Origin of the sequence: Nioella sp. (assembly GCF_965215655.1) — a bacterium.
In the GTDB taxonomy this organism is placed as follows: Bacteria; Pseudomonadota; Alphaproteobacteria; order Rhodobacterales; family Rhodobacteraceae; genus Nioella.
Map to the genome: position 1 here is coordinate 282,904 of NZ_OZ244111.1, position 17,901 is coordinate 300,804.

Consider the following 17,901-nt stretch of genomic DNA (forward strand, 5'->3'; position numbering starts at 1 on the left):
TTACGCTTCTGCGCCAGCTTTGGGCTTGTAGTTGGAAACTTCCGCGATACGGGCGGATTTACCGCGACGCGACCGCAGGTAATACAGCTTGGCGCGACGCACGCGGCCACGGCGCACGACGGTGATGCTGTCGATATTGGTCGAATGCAGCGGGAAAACACGTTCCACGCCTTCGCCAAAGGAAATCTTGCGGACGGTGAAGGACCCGGCGATGCCCGAGCCGTTCTTGCGCGCGATGCAGACGCCTTCGTAGTTCTGCACACGGGTGCGCGTGCCTTCGGTCACTTTATAGCCAACGCGGATGGTGTCACCCGCCTTGAAATCCGGAATCTCTTTGCCGAGCGCAGCGACCTGCTCGGCTTCCAGCTGTGCGATAAGATCCATCGCAACTCTCCATTTCTGATCGTGGTTTTCCCACGAATGTGATGTCCGCCCCAGAGCTCTTGGTCTTCTTCCGGGTCCGCCGAAGCGCCCGCCAGAGATCAGGTCGTCTTTACCTTTGTGGCGTCTTGCGAAGCGGGGACCGCGACGCGAAGCCGAAGAAAGCTCCGCTGCTAATGATCCTGCCCATAGCAAAACAGCCCCGAGTCGGATTTCCGACCGGGACGGGCGGGGTATATGGGGGAAGGGGGGGCGGATCAAGCCCCGAGTTGCTGGATGTGTCGCAAACGGGCCAGCCAGCGCAGCGGCCCGATCATAGCCTCCCCTGAAGCGCCCTATCACACATTACCGGAACAGGAGAATCCTCGAATGACAAAGCCGACGCACAGCCCCGATCTGCTGGTGGTGGGGGGCGGCACCGCAGGGTTTGGTGTAGCGGTTGCCGGGGCGCGGCAGGGGGTGTCTGTGTGTCTGATCGAAGCCGGGGCCAAACTGGGCGGCGTCATGGCCTTTTGCCCCGGTATGCCGTGGGGCGGCGGTTTTCCTTGTGACGTGTCGATTGGGGGCCTCTTCGACGAGCTAACGGACAGGCTGGCCGCGATGCACCCGCCCGCCGCCGAAAGGCGCTATTCGACGCTGGAAAACTTCGGGGCGGAGGTGGTCTATGATCCTGACATGGCGCAGATCGAGATGTTCGCCATGCTGGAGGAGGCGGGCGTCCAGCTGCATCTGAACACGCTGGCCGAGGCCCCGGTGATGGAGGGCAACCGCATCGGCTCTGTCCGCGCGATGGATCGGCACGGGCCTTTGATCTTCCGTCCCCGAATGGTGGTGGATGCCTCCGGTGATGGCCATATCGCGGCACAGGCGGGTGTGCCCTTCGATCTGGGCGACGCCAGCGGCAAGATGATGGGCGTGACGCTGTCTTTTCTGATGGTGAACGCGCCCTGGGATCAGGTCTTTGCCGAGGGCGACCCCTATTTTACGCGGTTTGCTGAAAAAGGCGTGGCCGAAGGGCGGCTGCACCCGGACCTCGCGCAGCTTTACATGATGAAGGGATTTCACCCCGGCACGGTCTTCTGCAACTCGGTCGTGATCCGCAATGTGGACGGCACCGACCCGGCCTCGGTTGCGCGCGCGACCCAGGAAGGCCGCCGCCGGGTGGTGCAGCTGGTGGCGTTCCTGCGCGATGAGGTGCCGGGGTTCGAACACGCCTGGATGACGGCGCTTGGCCCGACAGTGGGTGTGCGTGAAACCCGCAAGCTGCACGGGATGCACCGGCTGACGGGGGCAGAGGTCGCGGCGGGTACCAAGTTCCCCGACGGCATTGTCGCCTGTTCCAACCCGGTCGATGACGTGATGCGCGGGGATGGCGGCGCGATGACCCATGACGCGGCATTGGAAGAGGGGTTCTATACGCTGCCCTTCCGCGCACTGGTTCCCGCACATGTGGAAAACCTGATGTTCGCGGGTCGCAACGTGTCCGCCGACCCGGTGGCCTTCGCCTCGATCCGGGGGATGCCGCAATGCATGGCCATGGGGCAGGCCGTGGGCAATGCGGCGGCGCTGGCGCTGGCGGGCAACGCCCCGGTGCAGGCACTGGACACGGCCAGCGTGGTCGCGGCCATGCAGGCGCAGGGTCTGCGCGGGCTGGCGGGTCAGGGGCTGCGGGACTAACCCTTGTCCTTGCGGGCCTGATAGGCGGCCCACAGGTCCGGGCGCCGTTTCCGCGTAAGCTCTTCGGACTGTTCCTTGCGCCACGCCTCTATCTTGCCGTGATGGCCAGACAGCAGCACCTCGGGGATTTCCCGGCCTTCCCAAATAGCGGGCTTGGTATATTGCGGATGCTCCAACAGCCCGTCAGAGAAGCTTTCCTCCTCGGTCGAGGCCTGGTTGCCCAGAACATTGGGAATCAGCCGAACGCTGGCGTCGATGACGGTCTGTGCCGCGATCTCTCCGCCGGTCAGCACAAAATCCCCGATGGAGATTTCTTCCATCCCGAAATGGTCGATGACTCGCTGATCCACCCCTTCGAAGCGACCGCAGAGCAGCGTCATCCCCTCGGCCTGCGAAAAGCGTTGTGCGTCGGCCTGGGTGAAGGGCTTGCCACGTGGGCTGAGATAGACGCGCGGCCAGCGGGCGGGATCGTCCGGCGTGCCGTTCGAGGCCATCCGCAGCGCGCGCCCCAGAACGTCGGGCCGCATCACCAGCCCGGCCCCGCCCCCTGCAGGCGTGTCATCGACGTTGCGATGCTTGCCCGCCCCGAAGATGCGCAGATCGATGGGTTCAAGCGCCCACAACCCCTGTTGCAGCGCCTTGCCGGTCAGGGATGCCCCCAGAACACCCGGAAAGACCTCGGGGAACAGGGTCAGCACCTTGGCCGTCCACGCGCCTTTCAGGCGGGGCGTGGGCGTCATCAGGTCCCGGGGCTTCAGGCTCGCGCTGATCGACAGGCGGCCATGGGATTTGGAGGGTGCATCGGACATGGCGAAGGGGTTACAAGCAAGCGTGGCGCGATACAATAGAGGCTGTTACGGGCAAGGCTTGCCCCGCCACGCCCTGAAAAGCTTGATTTTTCGGCCAGAATGCTAGGATATGGGGCAGTTTTTGAACAAACGGATTTCTGACGGCCATGTTCTCTCGTCTTTTGCGCCGCCTGCTTGTGTGCGGTTTCGGTCTTGGCGTCGCGGGTTGCGGCGCTCAGCATGCCCCGCCGCCGGACGGCACCCCGATCACCGTCTGGGCCACGGTCTATCGCCTTGTGGATGGCCGCACGGATGGCGGCGGCATCCCGATCCGCAGCATGGGCGGCAGGGTCATCGGCCCGACCGTCGCAAGGTCGGACTGGTGTGCTGGCGCGCTGGCGGGCAGCCTGCGGGTGGGAGGCGAGGTTTTCAACTTCGCAGGTGTCACCGGATCGCCGCAGGCCAATTGCAGCCATGGACCAAGCGAGCGTGTACGCTGGCAACGCTCACCGCACCCCTATGGCACAGGGGCCCGCAGCAACCCGCTTCACCCCTTTCGCACCATCGCCTGCGATCTGGGGTGGGTCGGCGGGTCCACCCCGTGGGTGAATGGCGGCTACCCGGAATTCGGTCAGCGCATCTACATCCCTGCGGCTGACGGCGTGGAGTTGCCCGATGGAACCGTCCATGACGGCATCTTCATTTGCGAGGATACGGGCGGCGCGGTGACCGGCAACCATATCGACGTGTTTCTCGGCCCCATGTCTGGCCCGATGAGCCGGGTCATTGCCCGCAACCCATTCGATTTCGTCAGCCATGGAGACCACGCCGAGGTTCAGGCCTTCCTGTTGCCGATGGAAACGGACCCGCAGCCGCAACCCTGCCGAGGCCTGTTCTGTCCGCGATAGGGATCAGTCTTCGTCGAACAGCCCCTCGGGCGGGTCCACCACGATTCGGCCTGCTGTCAGGTCGACGGTTGGCACAATGGCCTGTGTGAACGGCACCAGAACCGTGCCGGATTTGCCCTTCTGGCGGACCTCCAGCAGGTCGCCCGCGCCATGGTTCATCACTGCGTGAACCTGCCCCAGATCCACCCCGCCGGTATCGACGACGGTCAGGCCAATCAGGTCGGCATGGTAGAACTCATCGTCGGGCAGGTCGGGCAGGGCCTCGCGCGGGGCATAGAGGCGGACGCCCTTCAGTGCGTCGGCCTCTTCCTTGGTCTTCACACCCGACAGGCGCACCGCAAAGCCACCCTTGACCGGGCGGGTGATGGTCACCTTGAACTCGCGAGAGCCCTTTTCGTCGGAGAGGGGACCATAGTCACCTAACGCCGAGGGTTCGGCGCAGAAGCTTTTGACCCGCGCTTCTCCCCGCACCCCGTAGGATCCGGTGATCGCGGCCAAGCAAACTCTGTCAGACATGGTGAACCTCCAAGGCGGGAAGATAGGCGTCAACGGGCGGCAATTCCACGTAAATCGCAACCCAGAACAGGAAGATGAAAGCGGCGGCCACGAGGATCAGGATCACGCCGACAAGTTTCGCAGGGCCATCGCCCATGATCAGCAGGTAAAGCCCCAGTATCGCGAAGGCGATCGGCAGAAGGATCATCGGCAATACCTCAGCGGATCAGCAGGTCCAGCGTACTGTCGCGCTGCTCCCATCCGAGCCGCTCCAGTTCCGGGGTTTCGCCATCTTCTTCCGGCAGGCCGACGCACAGGTAAGCGACAAGCGCCCAATCCTCGGGCACCTCCAGATCGCGCGTCAGTCTTTCGTCGTCCAGGATCGAAACCCACCCGACGCCAAGCCCCCGCGCCCGCGCTGCCAGCCAAAACAGCATCAGCGCCGAGACGACGGAATAGCGCAGCATCTCGGGCATGGTCTGGCGCCCCAAACCTGCGCCCTTGGTGGTCGCTTCGTCCGAGAAGACCGCCAGCTGAACCGGGGCCTCGCGCATGCCAGACAGTTTCAGCCCGGCATAGCGTTCGGCTGTGTCGCCGCTATAGCCCGCCAGCGCCTTTGCATTGGCGGCCTCGAAATTCTCGACGGCAAGCGCCCGCTTCTCGGCACTGTCCACCCGGACCAGCCGCCACGGTTCCGACAGCCCGACCGAGGGCGCAAGTGAAAAGGCGCCGAGGGCTTCCGCCAACAGCGCCTCGTCCACCGGATCGGGACGGAAGCGGCGCACATCGCGCCGCCACCGCATCAGATCCGTCAGATCGTCTTGAAAGCCGCGAGAAAACGCGCGCATTCCGATTACTCTTCGGAAGCAGCTTCTTCTTCTGCCGGTGCAGCAGCAGCTTCGGCAGCCTCAGCGGCCTTGGCTGCTTTCTCTTCTGCACGCTCCAGGGCTTTCTTGCCGGGGGCACCCTTCTTCAGGTTGGCACGCTCTTTTTTCTCGACGACGCCAGCGGCTTCGAGGAAGCGGGACACGCGGTCGGTCGGCTGCGCGCCTTCACCCAGCCAGTACTGCACGCGCTCCATGTTCATCTGAACGCGGTCTTCGCTGTCTTTCGGCAGCAGCGGGTTGTAGGTGCCGAGCTTCTCGATGTAGCGGCCATCGCGCGGCATGCGGCTGTCGGAAGCCACGATGCGGTAGAAGGGGCGCTTTTTGGAGCCGCCGCGGGCGAGCCGGATTTTCATAGCCATTGTGAGTGTCTCCTTTGAATGGCGGTCGAGGCCGGGGCCTCAGGATTGGTGTTGTTTGTGGTGCTGAATGACTTCAGCGATGATGAAGTTCAGAAACTTCTTGGCGAATTCGGGGTCCAGATCGGCCTCTTTCGCCAAATCCTCCAGCCGCGCGATCTGCTTGGCTTCGCGGGCCGGGTCGGAGGGGGGCAGGTCGTGGGTGGCCTTTAGAACGCCAACCGCCTGCGTGTGCTTGAACCGCTCGCCAAGCGTGTAGACAAGGATCGCATCAAGCCGGTCGATGGACTCGCGATGCCCTTTCAGGATCTCGGCGGCGCGGGTGGCGTCGTCGGTCATTGCAGCGTCTCCTCTGCGCTGTGGCGGTAAACCTGGATGGCGTGGTCATGGGCAGCCTCGGCGGCGGCGTCGCGGGTTGCGCCAAGCCGTTCGGCCAGTCGGATCGACCGGGTGTTGTCATGGTCTATGGTGCTGACCAGAGTCTTCAGCCCAAGCGTGTCGAACGCATGGGCACGGGCCGCGCGGGCGGCTTCCTGCGCGTAGCCGTGGCCCTCTGCCTCGGGCAGGAACAGATAGCCCAGTTCCGGTTCATGGTCGCCCGGTTCGAACCCAAGCAGGACGAAGCCGATTGCTTTGCCCGTGTCGCGGGTTTCGACCGTCCAGACGCCATGGCCACGCAGCAGCCAAGTGGCCACCATCTGCGCAAAGTCGAGCCAGAGCGCATCGCGGTCGGTGTTGTCCTCGACCAGGTAGCGACCACGCTCGCTTTCGCCGATAGTGGCATAGGTCTCGAAATCCTCGATGCGGGGCGCGCGCAGCACCAGCCGGTCGGTGTCCAGAACCGGCAGGGCGTCCTGAAGCTGCACGGCAAACTCGGCGGCAGGGCCGGTTGCGGGGGTCTCGTGTGGGGCGCGGATCAATTCAGCACCTCCGGCGCGGGGTGGCGGTAGACCAGTATGACCTCGCCTTCCTCGGCTTCGGGTGCCTCGGCGTTGGTATCCACGTGGCATCCCATACGTTCCGCAAGGGCGATGGACCGAGTGTTGCGGCTGTCGATATAGGACACCGCCGTCGGCCAGCCGAGATCTTCATAGGCGAACCGACGCGCCTCATTCGCGGCTTCAAGGGCAAAGCCCTTGCCTTCCGCATCGGCGTTCCAGACCGTCCAGCCCAGTTCCTTTTCCGGCCAATCCAGCGGATGCCAGGGGCCGGTCATGCCCACAGGTATGCCCGGGTCGGATTTCAGTTCGAAGACGAAGCTGCCATAGCCGCGCAACATCCACATACCGGCCACATGGGCAAATGCGCGCCACGCCTTGCCGGGTTCTGCGATCATCGCGCCCCCAATAAACTCGGCCCGACTGGTTGCCGAGAAGGCGCACCAATGCCGCACATCCCCCATGCGCGGGCCGCGCAGGACGAGACGCTCGGTTTCGAGCGTGGGGATATGCGGCAGGGGCGTGGTCACTTCTTCTTCCCGAAGCCCGACAGGCCGGGGGGCAGCGGAGCACCGCCAAGACCGGGCATATTGCCCGCGCCGGGCGCGCCAAGCTGCTTGGCGGCCTGTTCCAGTGCCGCCTGATCCATGCCGCCTGCGCCGGGGCCGCCGGGCATTCCGGGCATGCCGCCACCTTTGCCGAAGAGCGCGCCAAGACCGCCGCGCATCATGCCCTTCTTGCCCATCTTGCCGAGCTTTTTCATCGCGTCCGACATCTGCCGGTGCATCTTCAGCAGCTTGTTGAGTTCCGACACATCCTGCCCGGCACCGGCCGCGATCCGCTTTTTACGGCTGGCCTGAAGAAGCTGCGGATTGGCGCGCTCCTTCTTGGTCATCGAATTGATCAGCGCGATCTGGCGCTTGATGACCTTGTCGTCGAACCCGGCATCCTCAACCTGTTTGGCCATCTTCTTCATGCCCGGCATCATCGACATCATGCCTTCCATGCCGCCCATCTTGAGCATCTGCTCCAGCTGGCCCTTCAGGTCGTTCATGTTGAACATGCCCTTTTGGAAGCGCTTCATCATGCGCTCGGCCTGTTCGGCTTCCAGCGTTTCCTGCGCCTTCTCGACCAGAGCCACGATGTCGCCCATGCCAAGGATGCGGCCGGCGATCCGTTCGGGCTCGAAGGTTTCGAGCGCGTCCATCTTTTCGCCGAGGCCCACGAAACGGATGGGCTTGCCAGTGATCGCACGCATAGACAGCGCCGCACCGCCACGACCGTCACCGTCCATACGGGTCAGACAGACGCCGGTGACGCCGATCTTGTCGTCAAACTCCTGCGCGACGTTCACCGCGTCCTGACCGGTCAGGCCATCGACGACCAGCAGCGTTTCACGGGGGGTCGCGATGTCGCGCACTTCCTGTGCCTGCTGGATCAGTTCGGCGTCGATATGCAGACGGCCGGCAGTGTCGAGCATGTAGACGTCATAGCCACCAAGGCTGGCTTGCGTCTTGGCGCGCTTGGCGATCTGTTGCGCGGTTTCGCCCTTCACGATCGGCAGGGTATCGACGCCGATCTGGGTGCCGAGAATGGCCAGCTGTTCCATGGCCGCCGGACGATTGGTGTCGAGCGATGCCATCAGCACCTTCTTGCCTTCGCGCTCTTTCAGGCGCTTGGCAAGCTTGGCGGTGGTGGTGGTTTTACCGGACCCCTGCAGGCCCACCATAAGGATCGGGGCGGGCGGATTGTCGATCTTGAGGGCACCGGGGTCGCCCTCACCGCGCAGGGTTTCGATCAACTCGTCATGGACGATCTTGATAACCTGCTGGCCGGGCGTCACTGATTTCGTCACCGCCGCGCCGGTGGCTTTCTTCTCGACCGATTTGATGAACTGACGCGCAACCGGGAGCGAAACGTCCGCCTCCAGCAGGGCAACGCGCACCTCGCGCATGGCGGTGCGGACGTCATCCTCGGACAGGGCACCCTGTTTGGTCAGACGGTCGAAGACACCAGACAGGCGTTCGGACAGATTTTCGAACATGGGCGCGGCCCCTTTTCATCTACTTCGGTTGCCATCCCAGATAAGGGACCGCGAGGAATGCACCAACACCCCCGTGGGCGAAACTCGCTGACGGGGGGCGATCCTGAAACAGACTCAGGACCGGAAAGCTGGCACTTCCCGGATATCAGGCGCCCGTTTACGTCGGGGTCAGGGGTGAGTCAAGCGTCGAGCGCTGCCGCTTCGGTTCCAAGCCAGTCGGTGCAGCGCGCTGCAAGGCGCTCTGCTGCGCTTTTACTGGGCATCAGGAAGCCGATTGCGTAGTGTCCCGAGCCTTCGAAAGGGCGGATGACGACGCGGTATACCGTGGATTTCCCGTTCTCCAGGCGAATTTCGCGTTCCTTTACCACGATGGAATGAACGGCAGACAGCGGGAGTGTTTCGGTCTTGCGGCGTAGGGCGAGCTTGCGGGTGTAAACCACCTGGTCGGCATCGCGGTCAAAGATCAGCCGATGCCAGCTGTTGCGGGCGAGAAAGGCGATGACCAAGGCGAAGGCAGCCAGCAGATAGCCCAGGTAGGCCAGCCAGGGGATCTCGCCCCACAGGTGAAACGGAACAGCCGCGGCCAAGATTAGAAGGGCAATGAATATGTAGATTAGAGAAAGCTCTCCATCCTTCTCGCTGAGCACCAGTCGCCGGTCATTCGTCTCCTGCATCTCCATCCATCAATCCTCGCAGTCTGCTAGCAATCGGGTGATATCGCCGCCCAACATGTCCGAGCTATCGGGTGCGTGCAGTTGGAAGGACCGGCGCAGGGTCAGGCTGTCCCATTCCTCCTGCGTGATGGGCGGGCGTTCGTGGGGCCAACTGCCCGGATCGCCATAGAGCGTGATCGCCATGGGCCCGCGAAAATCCTGCCCGACAAAGCTCAGCCCCTCCACATCAAGCGCATAGAGCCCGACCAGATCGGCGGCGACGGTGCGGCTGGTGGTGATCAGGGTCCAGAGCCTGCCGGTGATATGGCCGTCCAGCCCCATGGTGCCCGTGGCCAGATGCGCCGTTGCCCCGCCCTCCTGCCGGAAACTGCGCAGAGTTTCGAACTCTGCCGTGCCATCGAGGAGGGTTCCGGGCGGATAGGGGCCGATGCCATGGGTGATATGCACCGAAAATGTCATGGTGCAGGTCAGGGCCATGGCCGGGAAGGGCAATGCCATCAACGGGATCGCAAGGCGAAACATGGGGGCAGGTTAGCACGAGGCGCTGGAAAATGGGAGTTCTCCTGCGCCCCGTCAGATACCTTAGGCGGCGACGGGCAGAGCGTCGATCTGGCTATGGGCCGCGTTTAAGGTGGCGTCCATGTCCAGTGCCAGCCTGTCGGCGGTGACAAAGGTCACATCCGTGATGCCGATGAAGCCCAGAACATGGCGAATATAGCCGGTGGCAAAGTCGATCTCGGACCCGGCCTCGGTCCCGCCGGAGGCAACGGCGACGATGGCGCGCTTGCCGGTCAGCAATCCCTCGGGACCGGCCTCGGTATAGCGGAAGGTCACGCCGGCGCGGGCCACTAGGTCGACCCATGCTTTCAACGTGGCGGGGACACCAAAATTGTAGATCGGCAGGCCGATGACCAGCGTGTCGGCGTCTTTAAGTTCGGCAATCAGTTCATCCGACAGGGCCAATGTGGCGCGCTGTTCGTCGCTGCGGTCTGCCTCGGGCGTGAAATTCGCGCCGACCCAGGTCTCGTCGATCAGGGGCAGGCCGGGGGCAAGATCGCGGGTGGTGACCGCCGCCCCGGGGAAACGGGCGATGATGCGGTCGCTCAGGTCGCGGCTGACAGAGCCATCGCGGCGGGCGGAAGCGTCGATGCGGAGGATAGAGGAAGTCATGGGATACGGTCCTTGATTGTCTCGGTTTGCGTCTGTCGCTGAAGGTAGTTCAACGCTTGGCGCACAAAACATGCACCCTGAAACACTGAATGTGCAAAATTGCAAAGTCCGCCTGAGCGGAACGATTTCCGAGCGCCGTGCCTTTCCCCTTGCCCTGATGAACAGACATGGCATCATGACCCTGGAAACGTGATGTGATGCACAGGTGGGGCAAATTCGATGTCATTCAGCGATTGGGACGAGATCCGCACCGCCTACCAGGTGGCGCGCATGGGCACGGTCAGCGGCGCCGCCGAAGTGCTTGGGGTCCACCACGCCACGGTGATCCGCCATATCGACTCGCTGGAAGGGCGGCTTGGGGCGAAACTTTTCCAGCGCCACGCGCGGGGTTACACGCCGACCGAAGCCGGGCAGGATCTGCTGTCTGTCGGAGGGCGCGCAGACGACCAGTTCACGCAGCTGGCCAGCCGCATCAAGGGGCGCGGAAACGAGGTCACGGGAGAGCTGCTGATCACCTCGCTCAATGTCATCGCGCCATTGATCGTTCCGGCGCTTGGTGAGTTTCAGGAACAGCACCCGGACCTTCAGATCCAGTTCCTCACCGACATGCGACTCTACCGGTTGGAATATGGCGAGGCGCATGTGGCGATCCGGGCCGGAAAGCCGGGCGACAATCAGGACAACATCGTGCAGCCTTACTGCACCCTGTCGACGGTTCTATGTGCCACGAAGGACTATCTGGACCGCTTCGGCCCGCTGACCGAAGACAATATCACCCAACATCGCTTCATCGGCTCGGCGCAGGAAAACCCGCGCGCGCCGTTCCTGCGCTGGCTGTCGGAAGTGGTGCCAGAGGAATGCATCCGCTTCCGCTGCAACGACACCGACAGCATGCGGCAGGCAGTGATGTCGGGCATGGGGATCGGGTTTGTGTCCAGCCTTGATCTGCAAACCGATGACAACCTTGTCGAAATGCTGCCCCCGCTGGAGGAATGGTCGGTCAAACTGTGGCTGGTGACCCACATGGATCTGCACCGGACGGCGAAGGTTCAGACGGTCTTGCGCTTTCTGAAAGAGAAGGTGGCCGACTGGCCCGTGGACCCGGCCTGACATGAGCGGCGGATATCGCGGCCATCTGGCCATGCTGGCTTTCTCGGCGTTGGTGGCGGGGTCATTCTCGCTTGGCTCGATGACGGCCAACCATATCGACCCGGCAGCCTTCAACGCGGTGCGCTTCCTGTGCGGGGCTGTGGTTGTGTCGCTCATCGTGCAGGCGCGCGGCGGGTTTCATCGACCGCATTTCCACGCCCCGTGGCGCTACCTTATCCTTGGCGGCCTGTTCGGCGCGTATTTCGTTTTGATGTTCGAAGGGTTGAAAACCGCCCCGCCGGTGTCCGCCGCGGCGGTCTTTACGCTGACACCGATCATGACTGCGGGCTTTGGTTTCCTGCTGCTCAGCCAGGTCATGACCGGTCGCATGGCGCTGGCGCTGGCCATTGGAGGAGCGGGGGCGCTTTGGGTGATCTTCCGCGCGGACATCTCGGCGCTGCTGGCCTTCGAGATCGGGCGCGGCGAGGTGGTCTATTTCATCGGCTGCATCTCCCATGCCATCTATACGCCGATGGTTCGGATGCTGAACCGGGGCGAGCCTGCACCGGTTTCAACATTTGGGACCATGTTGGGAGGCGCCTTCGTGCTGTTCCTGTGGGGCGGAGCTGAGGTGATAGCCACTGATTGGGTGGCCCTGCCCGGCATCGTTTGGGTGACACTCTTCTACACGGCGGTTTTTGCCACGGCGATCACCGTGGTCTTGCTGCAATTTGCATCCATGCAACTGCCCGCCTCAAAAGTCATGGCCTATACCTACCTCACGCCCACATGGGTGATCGGCTGGGAGTTCTTCCTCGGCAATGGCTTACCCACGGTCTACGTCCTTGGCGGCGTGGCTCTGACGGTGCTGGCACTGCTTCTCCTGCTCAAGAACGACGGCTGAGTTTGCGCCGGATCAAGGTGAAGATCAGTTCAAAGGTATAGTCGCGCGGCAGACGAGTGAGGAGAGTACTCATGCCTGCTGCCACGAACCGCGCCGGCCTTCTGGCTGTTGCCGAGAAGGAGTTCAAAAAGCTGCAAACCATGATCTCCGACATCCCCGACGACCTTGCAAACCGGGGATTCGAGGATGATTGGAGCATCCGCGACGTCATCTTGCACCGGTCGCACTGGATCGGATTGTTCTTTCAGTGGCTGGAGGAGGGCGAGGCGGCTCAGATGCCCGACCATGGGGTGAAGTGGAACCAGCTCAAACCCTATAATGCCGGTCTGCGCGAGAGATATGCCGATCAGTCCTGGCAGGAGGCGCAGGAGCGTCTGGCAGACGGGCATGCGCGTCTGATGGCCTATCTGAAAACGCAGGATGATGCAGCGCTTTACGGTGGGCCGATGCCGGGGGGAACCGGATGGACCACGGGGCGTTATGCCGAAGCGGCGGGGCCGAGCCACTACCGCTCTGCGGCCAAGTTCATTCGGGCCTGTCTGCGCGCTGCCGAAGCCTAGTCAGGACTGTCACCAAGCTCCTGCGCGAGGAAGGCCTCGAACGCATCCAGATTGACCGGCTCGAACTGCCCGAATCCCTGCATCCAGACCGAGGCCCCCTTAAGGGCGTCCGGTTCCAGCTTGCACCATTTGACCCGGCCGCGCTTTTCCTGACTGATCAGGCCGGCGCCGGCGAGGATCGTCAGGTGCTTGGAAATGGCGGCAAGCGACATCTCGAAGGGTTCCGCCACATCGGTGACGGCCATGTCATCCTCCAACAGCATCGTCAGGATCTGTCGGCGGGTAGGGTCGGCCAGGGCCGAGAAGATCGTGTCGAGATCAACTGTCATTGCGCGCATATCCCTGCCCTGACGGGCATCGTCAACCAGTTGGTTGAATATACCGTCAACCGATCGGTTGAATATCGGATTCCTGCAAAGCCGGTTGATCGGGGTAGGGTCGCCTTTGTCGCACTGTAAAAATATGCATATTATTCAACGACATATAGCAAGTGAGCCTTGGCAAACTACGCGTTGACTCTGGGCGGGGCTCTGCCTAGGTTCCGCCCGAACCTCTGAAGGGGGCGTTTGCCATGTCCGACGGGCACGATCCTGACCGCTTGAAAGATTTTGAACAGCGGCTGGAACGACTGAAAGCCGGACAGGAAAGCGACAAGCCCCATACCGAGGAACACTATTCCATGGCGCAGCATGCCTGGCGGATGGTGATAGAGCTTGTGGCCGGTCTGGGGATCGGTTTTGCCATGGGCTACGGTCTTGATGCGCTGTTTGGCAGCGCGCCGTGGTTGATGGTGGTGTTTACATTGCTGGGGTTTGTGGCCGGGGTGAAGACGATGATCCGCTCCGCTCATGAGATCCAGAAGGAAAACGAAGCGGCCGCAGCCGCGCGCGATGAGAGGGAATGAGACGTGTCCGAAGACGCACAAGAACAGACCCACGGTGAGGAAGCGGTCGTCGAGCATGGCGCCGAGGCTGCTCACGGAACCGATGCTGCCCATGGCGCGGATGCCGCGTATGGTGCCGAAGGTGGCCTTCAGATCCACCCGATGGATCAGTTCATCGTCGAGCCGCTGTTCGGCGACGGCCCGATTTCCTTCTACACCATCACAAATGTGACCCTGTGGATGATGCTGGCCATTGTCGGCGTGTTCGTCCTGATGGTGCTGGGGTCTCGTGGCCGGGCGATCGTGCCTTCGCGCGCTCAGTCGGTCGCGGAACTGACCTACGGCTTCATCCGCAAGATGGTTGAGGACGTCGCGGGCAAGGACGCGCTGGCTTTCTTCCCCTATATCATGACGCTGTTCCTGTTCATCGTGATGGCCAACTTCCTTGGCCTCATCCCAACCAGCTTCACCACCACCTCGCATATCGCTGTTACGGCGGTTCTGGCGATGGCGGTGTTCCTGACCGTCACCATCGTGGGCTTCGTCAAGAACGGTGCCGGGTTCCTGGGGCTTTTCTGGGTGTCGTCCGCGCCGCTGCCGCTGCGCCCGATCCTGGCGATCATCGAACTGATCTCTTACTTCGTGCGCCCGGTCAGCCATTCCATCCGTCTTGCCGGTAACGTCATGGCAGGCCACGCGGTGATCAAGGTGTTCGCGGGCTTTGCCGGTGTCCTCGGCGTGGGTGCCATCGCCCCGGTCGTGGCGATCACGGCGGTCTACGGGCTGGAGGTTCTGGTGGCCTTCATTCAGGCCTACGTCTTCACGATCCTGACCTGCGTCTACCTGCGCGATGCCCTGCATCCGTCGCACTAACCGCACGTCCTAAGAAACACACATATCGAAAACTTCCAATCGTAAGGAGAAATCACATGGAAGGCGATCTCGCACACATCGGCGCTGGCCTCGCAGCAATCGGTTCCGGCGCAGCCGCAATCGGTGTGGGTCACGTGGCAGGCAACTTCCTGTCCGGCGCACTGCGCAACCCGTCGGCAGCAGCCGGCCAGACCGCAACGCTCTTCATCGGCATCGCATTCGCAGAAGCACTGGGGATCTTCGCATTCCTTGTCGCTCTGCTGCTGATGTTCGCCGTCTAAGCCTTTCGCGAACCATCCTTACGGCCGGACCGTTTGCCATGCGTGCGAACGGTCCGGTGTAACCAGGTTCCTCGGAGGACAAGATGGCCGTTGACGCAACAGAGGGCGCTGCTTCCGCACCCGGAATGCCGCAGCTCGACTTTTCTACTTTCCCGAACCAGATCTTCTGGCTCGTGATCACTATCGTGGTGATCTACCTGATCCTGTCTCGCGTCGCTCTGCCCCGGATCGGGGCTGTTCTGGCCGAGCGTCAGGGAACCATAACGAATGATATCGCCGCTGCCGAAGACCTGAAGCGTCAGGCCGCCGCCGCCGAAGAAGCCTATAACAAGGCCCTCGCCGACGCCCGCGCCGAAGCTCAGGCCATTGCAGCGGAAACCCGCGCCGAGATCATGGCCGACCTTGCGGATGCAACCGCCAAGGCCGATGCCGAGATTTCAGCAAAGGCCGCGGAATCCGCCGCCCGGATCGACGAGATCCGTGCCGGTGCGCTGGAAGCCGTGGACGCGGTTGCCCGCGACACCGCAGCCGAAATCGTGGCCACGCTGGCACCGACCGCATCCGACGATGCGTCGATCGCCGCCGCTGTCACCGCACGTGTGAAAGGATAAGGGACATGAAACGCCTTGCAGTTCTTTTCGCACTGATCGGCTCGCCCGCTTTCGCGGCATCGGGTCCGTTCTTCTCACTGTTCAACACCGACTTCGTGGTGCTGATCTCGTTCCTCGTGTTCATCGGGGTTCTGGTCTACTTCAAGGTGCCTGGCATCCTGATGGGCCTTCTGGACCAGCGCGCCGAAGGCATCCGCAACGAGCTGGACGAAGCCCGCGCTCTGCGTGAAGAGGCTCAGACGATCCTCGCCTCCTATGAGCGCAAGCAGCGTGAAGTGGCCGAGCAGTCCGAGCGTATCGTCGCCCAGGCCCGCGAGGAAGCGCAGATCGCCGCCGAGCAGGCCAAGGCCGACCTCAAGGCTTCGATTGCCCGCCGTCTGGCCGCTGCCGAGGACCAGATCGCCTCTGCCGAAGCCGGTGCCGTGCGCGAAGTGCGCGACCGGGCCATCAGCATCGCCGTGGCTGCCGCTGCGGAAGTGATTGCCGCCAAGACCAGCGCCGCAGATCAGAACAAGTTGATCGACGGTGCCATCGAAGAGGTTTCGGCCCGCCTCCACTAAACGCGCGCCATCGACCGAACAAAAAGCCCCCGGCTGACGCAATGTCACGCCGGGGGTTTCCTTTTGGGGCGCCACGAGGTTCCCTAGATCAGGCGTTCAGCACCTGAAGGAGAGCCGCCATGACCCTGCCCGAAACGATGACCGCGCTTGTCCTGCGCGAAGACGGATATGCCAAAGGCGGGGCAGGCGACATGCCGACCGACCTGTCATCCTTTTTGGAGCTGACCACTCTGCCGGTGCCGCAGCCAAAGGACGGGCAGGCGCTGATCAAGGTCGCCCGCGCCGCCGTGAATCCCTCGGACTTGATGTTCGTGTCTGGCCAGTATGGGCAGCCCCGAAAGGCCGGGATGCCCGCAGGCTTTGAAGGCGCTGGCGAGGTTGTGGCCGGCGACACGCCGCTTCTGGGTCAGCGGGTCAGCTTCTTTGGCATGGGCTGGGGTACCTGGGCGGAATATGCCATCGCCGATACGCGCATGATGATCCCCCTGCGCCCGGATCTGAAAGACGAGGACGGGGCAGGCCTGATCGTCAACCCGATGACCGCCATGGCCATGTTCGACATCGTGCGGGCCGATGGGGCCGGGGCGTTCGTGTTCACCGCCGGTGGATCGCAGCTTGGCAAGTTCCTGATCGGGCTGGCCAAGGATGCGGGCATCGCGGCCGTCCCCGTGGTGCGCCGCGCCGAGCAGGCTGAGACGCTGAAGGCGCTTGGTGCGGCTGACGTGCTGGTCAGTACCTCCCCCGATTTTGCGGATCGTGCCAAGGCGGTTATGGCGGAGCATGGTCCGCGCATCCTACTGGATGCCGTGGCCGATCAGGTGACCGCCGACCTCTTCTCCGCCATGCCACGAGGCGCAAGATGGGTCTGCTATGGCAGACTGGCCACCACGCCGCCGCGCCTCGACCAGATGGGACAGTTCATCTTCATGGGCAAACGGATCGAGGGGTTCTGGCTCTCCAGCTGGCTACGTGAAACGCCACCCGAGAAGGTCGCTCAGCTTGTAGGCGAGGTTCAGGCGCGGTTTGCAAGCGGCGCGTGGCATACGGATGTGTCAGAGGTCCTGCCGCTGGCCGATGCGCTGGACCGCTTCCCGCAGGTGCTGGCCACGAAGGATGCCAAGGTCCAGATTGCCCCCTGAACCAGGGGGCGGTGGCACGACCCGCCGGGTCGTGCCACGGTTCGGAATCACATCCCAAACATCATCATCTCGCGGAAGTCCATCTGTTCGAGATGCTGAACCATCACATCCTCGTCGCCATCCTCGGCCTGCACAAGGATCCGGTTGCCGATCAGCGCAGAAAGGTCCCCGTCCTGGTTGAGGAAGCTCTGCCGGTTGATCCGAACGATCGGCCCCATGGCGGCCATCATCTGGGCGTTCCCCAGCATCGCGCCCATAGAGGTGACCATCGGATTGTCCGCCATCAGTGTAATCGTGAAACACGACCCCGGCCCGCAATACTCGCCCCGCGCAATGGTGCCACCGCCGATAAAGCCCATGCCCTGGGCCGCATCCTCGTCAATGGTCATCGTCCAGCCATCGAGCGCCGCAGGCAGGAAGCCCTGCAACCCTTCGGCCACCAGCCCGTTCAGCAGTTGCTGCGCATAGGCCAGTTCCTCCAGCGCATACTGGATGTCGCCGGCACTATAGGCGTCCATGGCGGATTGCAGCGTGGCCATGACCTCATCCTCGTGAGAGTCCGCGAGGGCGGGCAGGGGGGATACGGCCAGTGTTACGGCGGCTGCGATTGCTGTCAGTCGCATGTGAAATCTCCGTGATCAATACAATGCGCGCAGCTTAGCGCGCCGAACCGGATTCACCAA

The 17,901-nt window shown here is 63.0% G+C and carries 26 protein-coding genes; 11 read left to right on the forward strand and 15 right to left on the reverse strand.

Translation table 11 applies throughout. The features are described 5' to 3' along the window. Positions 1–384 (reverse strand): 50S ribosomal protein L19, encoded by a 384-nt coding sequence (gene rplS / locus ACOOEX_RS01440; RefSeq protein WP_071691255.1) that lies wholly within the window; start codon positions 382–384, stop codon positions 1–3. 366 nt (positions 385–750) lie between these two features. Here rplS and ACOOEX_RS01445 point away from each other — a divergent pair, with 366 nt between their 5' ends. Then, positions 751–2,058 (forward strand): FAD-dependent oxidoreductase, encoded by a 1,308-nt coding sequence (locus tag ACOOEX_RS01445; RefSeq protein WP_420396807.1) that lies wholly within the window; start codon positions 751–753, stop codon positions 2,056–2,058. On the opposite strand, the gene trmD is transcribed toward ACOOEX_RS01445, so the two are convergent. Next, positions 2,055–2,867 (reverse strand): tRNA (guanosine(37)-N1)-methyltransferase TrmD, encoded by an 813-nt coding sequence (gene trmD / locus ACOOEX_RS01450; RefSeq protein ID WP_420396808.1) that lies wholly within the window; start codon positions 2,865–2,867, stop codon positions 2,055–2,057. The genes ACOOEX_RS01445 and trmD overlap by 4 nt on opposite strands. A gap of 146 nt (positions 2,868–3,013) precedes the next feature. Here trmD and ACOOEX_RS01455 point away from each other — a divergent pair, with 146 nt between their 5' ends. Further along, positions 3,014–3,754 carry a 3D domain-containing protein gene (locus tag ACOOEX_RS01455; RefSeq protein WP_420396809.1) on the forward strand — a complete coding sequence of 247 codons (741 nt, stop codon included), beginning with the start codon at positions 3,014–3,016 and terminating at the stop codon, positions 3,752–3,754. A gap of 3 nt (positions 3,755–3,757) precedes the next feature. Here the strand turns inward: ACOOEX_RS01455 and rimM are convergent, their stop codons facing one another. The 11 genes from rimM to ACOOEX_RS01510 all read right to left on the reverse strand — a co-directional run bounded on the left by rimM (position 3,758) and on the right by ACOOEX_RS01510 (position 10,318). Beyond that, complete coding sequence (gene rimM / locus ACOOEX_RS01460) at positions 3,758–4,270, reverse strand: ribosome maturation factor RimM (protein WP_420396810.1); 513 nt, start codon at positions 4,268–4,270, stop codon at positions 3,758–3,760. After that, positions 4,263–4,457: a hypothetical protein gene (locus tag ACOOEX_RS01465; protein WP_071691249.1), complete on the reverse strand. Its 195-nt coding sequence runs from the start codon at positions 4,455–4,457 to the stop codon at positions 4,263–4,265. Before ACOOEX_RS01465 ends, rimM begins: the two co-directional genes overlap by 8 nt. Positions 4,458–4,467: 10 nt before the next feature. Beyond that, positions 4,468–5,097, reverse strand: coding sequence for a 5,6-dimethylbenzimidazole synthase (gene bluB / locus ACOOEX_RS01470; RefSeq protein ID WP_420396811.1), 630 nt, complete (start codon positions 5,095–5,097; stop codon positions 4,468–4,470). A gap of 5 nt (positions 5,098–5,102) precedes the next feature. Then, complete coding sequence (gene rpsP, locus ACOOEX_RS01475) at positions 5,103–5,495, reverse strand: 30S ribosomal protein S16 (RefSeq protein ID WP_306046849.1); 393 nt, start codon at positions 5,493–5,495, stop codon at positions 5,103–5,105. 39 nt (positions 5,496–5,534) lie between these two features. Then, on the reverse strand, positions 5,535–5,831 hold the full coding sequence (locus tag ACOOEX_RS01480) for a chorismate mutase (RefSeq protein ID WP_420396812.1): 297 nt from the start codon (positions 5,829–5,831) through the stop codon (positions 5,535–5,537). Further along, on the reverse strand, positions 5,828–6,412 hold the full coding sequence (locus ACOOEX_RS01485) for a GNAT family N-acetyltransferase (protein ID WP_420396813.1): 585 nt from the start codon (positions 6,410–6,412) through the stop codon (positions 5,828–5,830). The genes ACOOEX_RS01480 and ACOOEX_RS01485 overlap by 4 nt, the downstream gene beginning before the upstream one ends. Next, positions 6,409–6,960 carry a GNAT family N-acetyltransferase gene (locus tag ACOOEX_RS01490; RefSeq protein WP_420396814.1) on the reverse strand — a complete coding sequence of 184 codons (552 nt, stop codon included), beginning with the start codon at positions 6,958–6,960 and terminating at the stop codon, positions 6,409–6,411. The genes ACOOEX_RS01485 and ACOOEX_RS01490 overlap by 4 nt, the downstream gene beginning before the upstream one ends. Beyond that, positions 6,957–8,474 carry a signal recognition particle protein gene (gene ffh, locus ACOOEX_RS01495; RefSeq protein WP_420396815.1) on the reverse strand — a complete coding sequence of 506 codons (1,518 nt, stop codon included), beginning with the start codon at positions 8,472–8,474 and terminating at the stop codon, positions 6,957–6,959. Before ffh ends, ACOOEX_RS01490 begins: the two co-directional genes overlap by 4 nt. 179 nt (positions 8,475–8,653) lie before the next feature. Next, positions 8,654–9,154 (reverse strand): hypothetical protein, encoded by a 501-nt coding sequence (locus ACOOEX_RS01500; protein WP_420396816.1) that lies wholly within the window; start codon positions 9,152–9,154, stop codon positions 8,654–8,656. A 3-nt stretch (positions 9,155–9,157) separates the two neighbouring features. Then, positions 9,158–9,646: a hypothetical protein gene (locus tag ACOOEX_RS01505; protein WP_420396817.1), complete on the reverse strand. Its 489-nt coding sequence runs from the start codon at positions 9,644–9,646 to the stop codon at positions 9,158–9,160. Positions 9,647–9,730: 84 nt separating this feature from the next. Then, positions 9,731–10,318: an FMN-dependent NADH-azoreductase gene (locus tag ACOOEX_RS01510; RefSeq protein ID WP_420396818.1), complete on the reverse strand. Its 588-nt coding sequence runs from the start codon at positions 10,316–10,318 to the stop codon at positions 9,731–9,733. A 219-nt stretch (positions 10,319–10,537) separates the two neighbouring features. Between ACOOEX_RS01510 and ACOOEX_RS01515 the strand changes: the two genes are divergently transcribed. The 3 genes from ACOOEX_RS01515 to ACOOEX_RS01525 all read left to right on the forward strand — a co-directional run bounded on the left by ACOOEX_RS01515 (position 10,538) and on the right by ACOOEX_RS01525 (position 12,871). Next, a complete protein-coding gene (locus tag ACOOEX_RS01515) occupies positions 10,538–11,428 on the forward strand; it encodes a LysR family transcriptional regulator (RefSeq protein ID WP_420396819.1) in 891 nt (296 codons plus the stop codon). 1 nt (position 11,429) lies between these two features. Then, positions 11,430–12,311, forward strand: a complete 882-nt coding sequence (locus ACOOEX_RS01520) for a DMT family transporter (protein WP_420396820.1) — start codon at positions 11,430–11,432, stop codon at positions 12,309–12,311. A gap of 71 nt (positions 12,312–12,382) precedes the next feature. Then, positions 12,383–12,871, forward strand: coding sequence for a ClbS/DfsB family four-helix bundle protein (locus ACOOEX_RS01525; protein ID WP_420396821.1), 489 nt, complete (start codon positions 12,383–12,385; stop codon positions 12,869–12,871). Here the strand turns inward: ACOOEX_RS01525 and ACOOEX_RS01530 are convergent. Beyond that, on the reverse strand, positions 12,868–13,200 hold the full coding sequence (locus ACOOEX_RS01530; RefSeq protein ID WP_420396822.1) for an ArsR/SmtB family transcription factor: 333 nt from the start codon (positions 13,198–13,200) through the stop codon (positions 12,868–12,870). The two genes, ACOOEX_RS01525 and ACOOEX_RS01530, sit on opposite strands and share 4 nt — an antisense overlap. 242 nt (positions 13,201–13,442) lie before the next feature. Here ACOOEX_RS01530 and ACOOEX_RS01535 point away from each other — a divergent pair, with 242 nt between their 5' ends. From ACOOEX_RS01535 to ACOOEX_RS01560, 6 genes are all read left to right on the forward strand, one after another. Further along, a complete protein-coding gene (locus ACOOEX_RS01535; protein WP_420396823.1) occupies positions 13,443–13,775 on the forward strand; it encodes an AtpZ/AtpI family protein in 333 nt (110 codons plus the stop codon). Positions 13,776–13,916: 141 nt separating this feature from the next. Next, a complete protein-coding gene (locus ACOOEX_RS01540) occupies positions 13,917–14,627 on the forward strand; it encodes a F0F1 ATP synthase subunit A (protein WP_420398304.1) in 711 nt (236 codons plus the stop codon). A gap of 56 nt (positions 14,628–14,683) precedes the next feature. Further along, positions 14,684–14,908 carry a F0F1 ATP synthase subunit C gene (locus ACOOEX_RS01545; RefSeq protein WP_071691233.1) on the forward strand — a complete coding sequence of 75 codons (225 nt, stop codon included), beginning with the start codon at positions 14,684–14,686 and terminating at the stop codon, positions 14,906–14,908. An 83-nt stretch (positions 14,909–14,991) separates the two neighbouring features. Then, positions 14,992–15,519, forward strand: coding sequence for a F0F1 ATP synthase subunit B' (locus tag ACOOEX_RS01550; protein ID WP_071691232.1), 528 nt, complete (start codon positions 14,992–14,994; stop codon positions 15,517–15,519). After that, positions 15,516–16,079 carry a F0F1 ATP synthase subunit B gene (locus ACOOEX_RS01555; RefSeq protein ID WP_420398305.1) on the forward strand — a complete coding sequence of 188 codons (564 nt, stop codon included), beginning with the start codon at positions 15,516–15,518 and terminating at the stop codon, positions 16,077–16,079. Before ACOOEX_RS01550 ends, ACOOEX_RS01555 begins: the two co-directional genes overlap by 4 nt. Before the next feature lie 119 nt (positions 16,080–16,198). Beyond that, the gene (locus tag ACOOEX_RS01560; RefSeq protein ID WP_420396824.1) at positions 16,199–17,218 is read left to right on the forward strand and encodes a zinc-binding dehydrogenase; all 1,020 of its coding nucleotides are present in this window, start codon (positions 16,199–16,201) and stop codon (positions 17,216–17,218) included. Between the two features lie 47 nt (positions 17,219–17,265). Here the strand turns inward: ACOOEX_RS01560 and ACOOEX_RS01565 are convergent, their stop codons facing one another. Then, a complete protein-coding gene (locus ACOOEX_RS01565) occupies positions 17,266–17,841 on the reverse strand; it encodes a hypothetical protein (RefSeq protein ID WP_420396825.1) in 576 nt (191 codons plus the stop codon). Between the last annotated feature and the right edge of the window lie 60 nt (positions 17,842–17,901).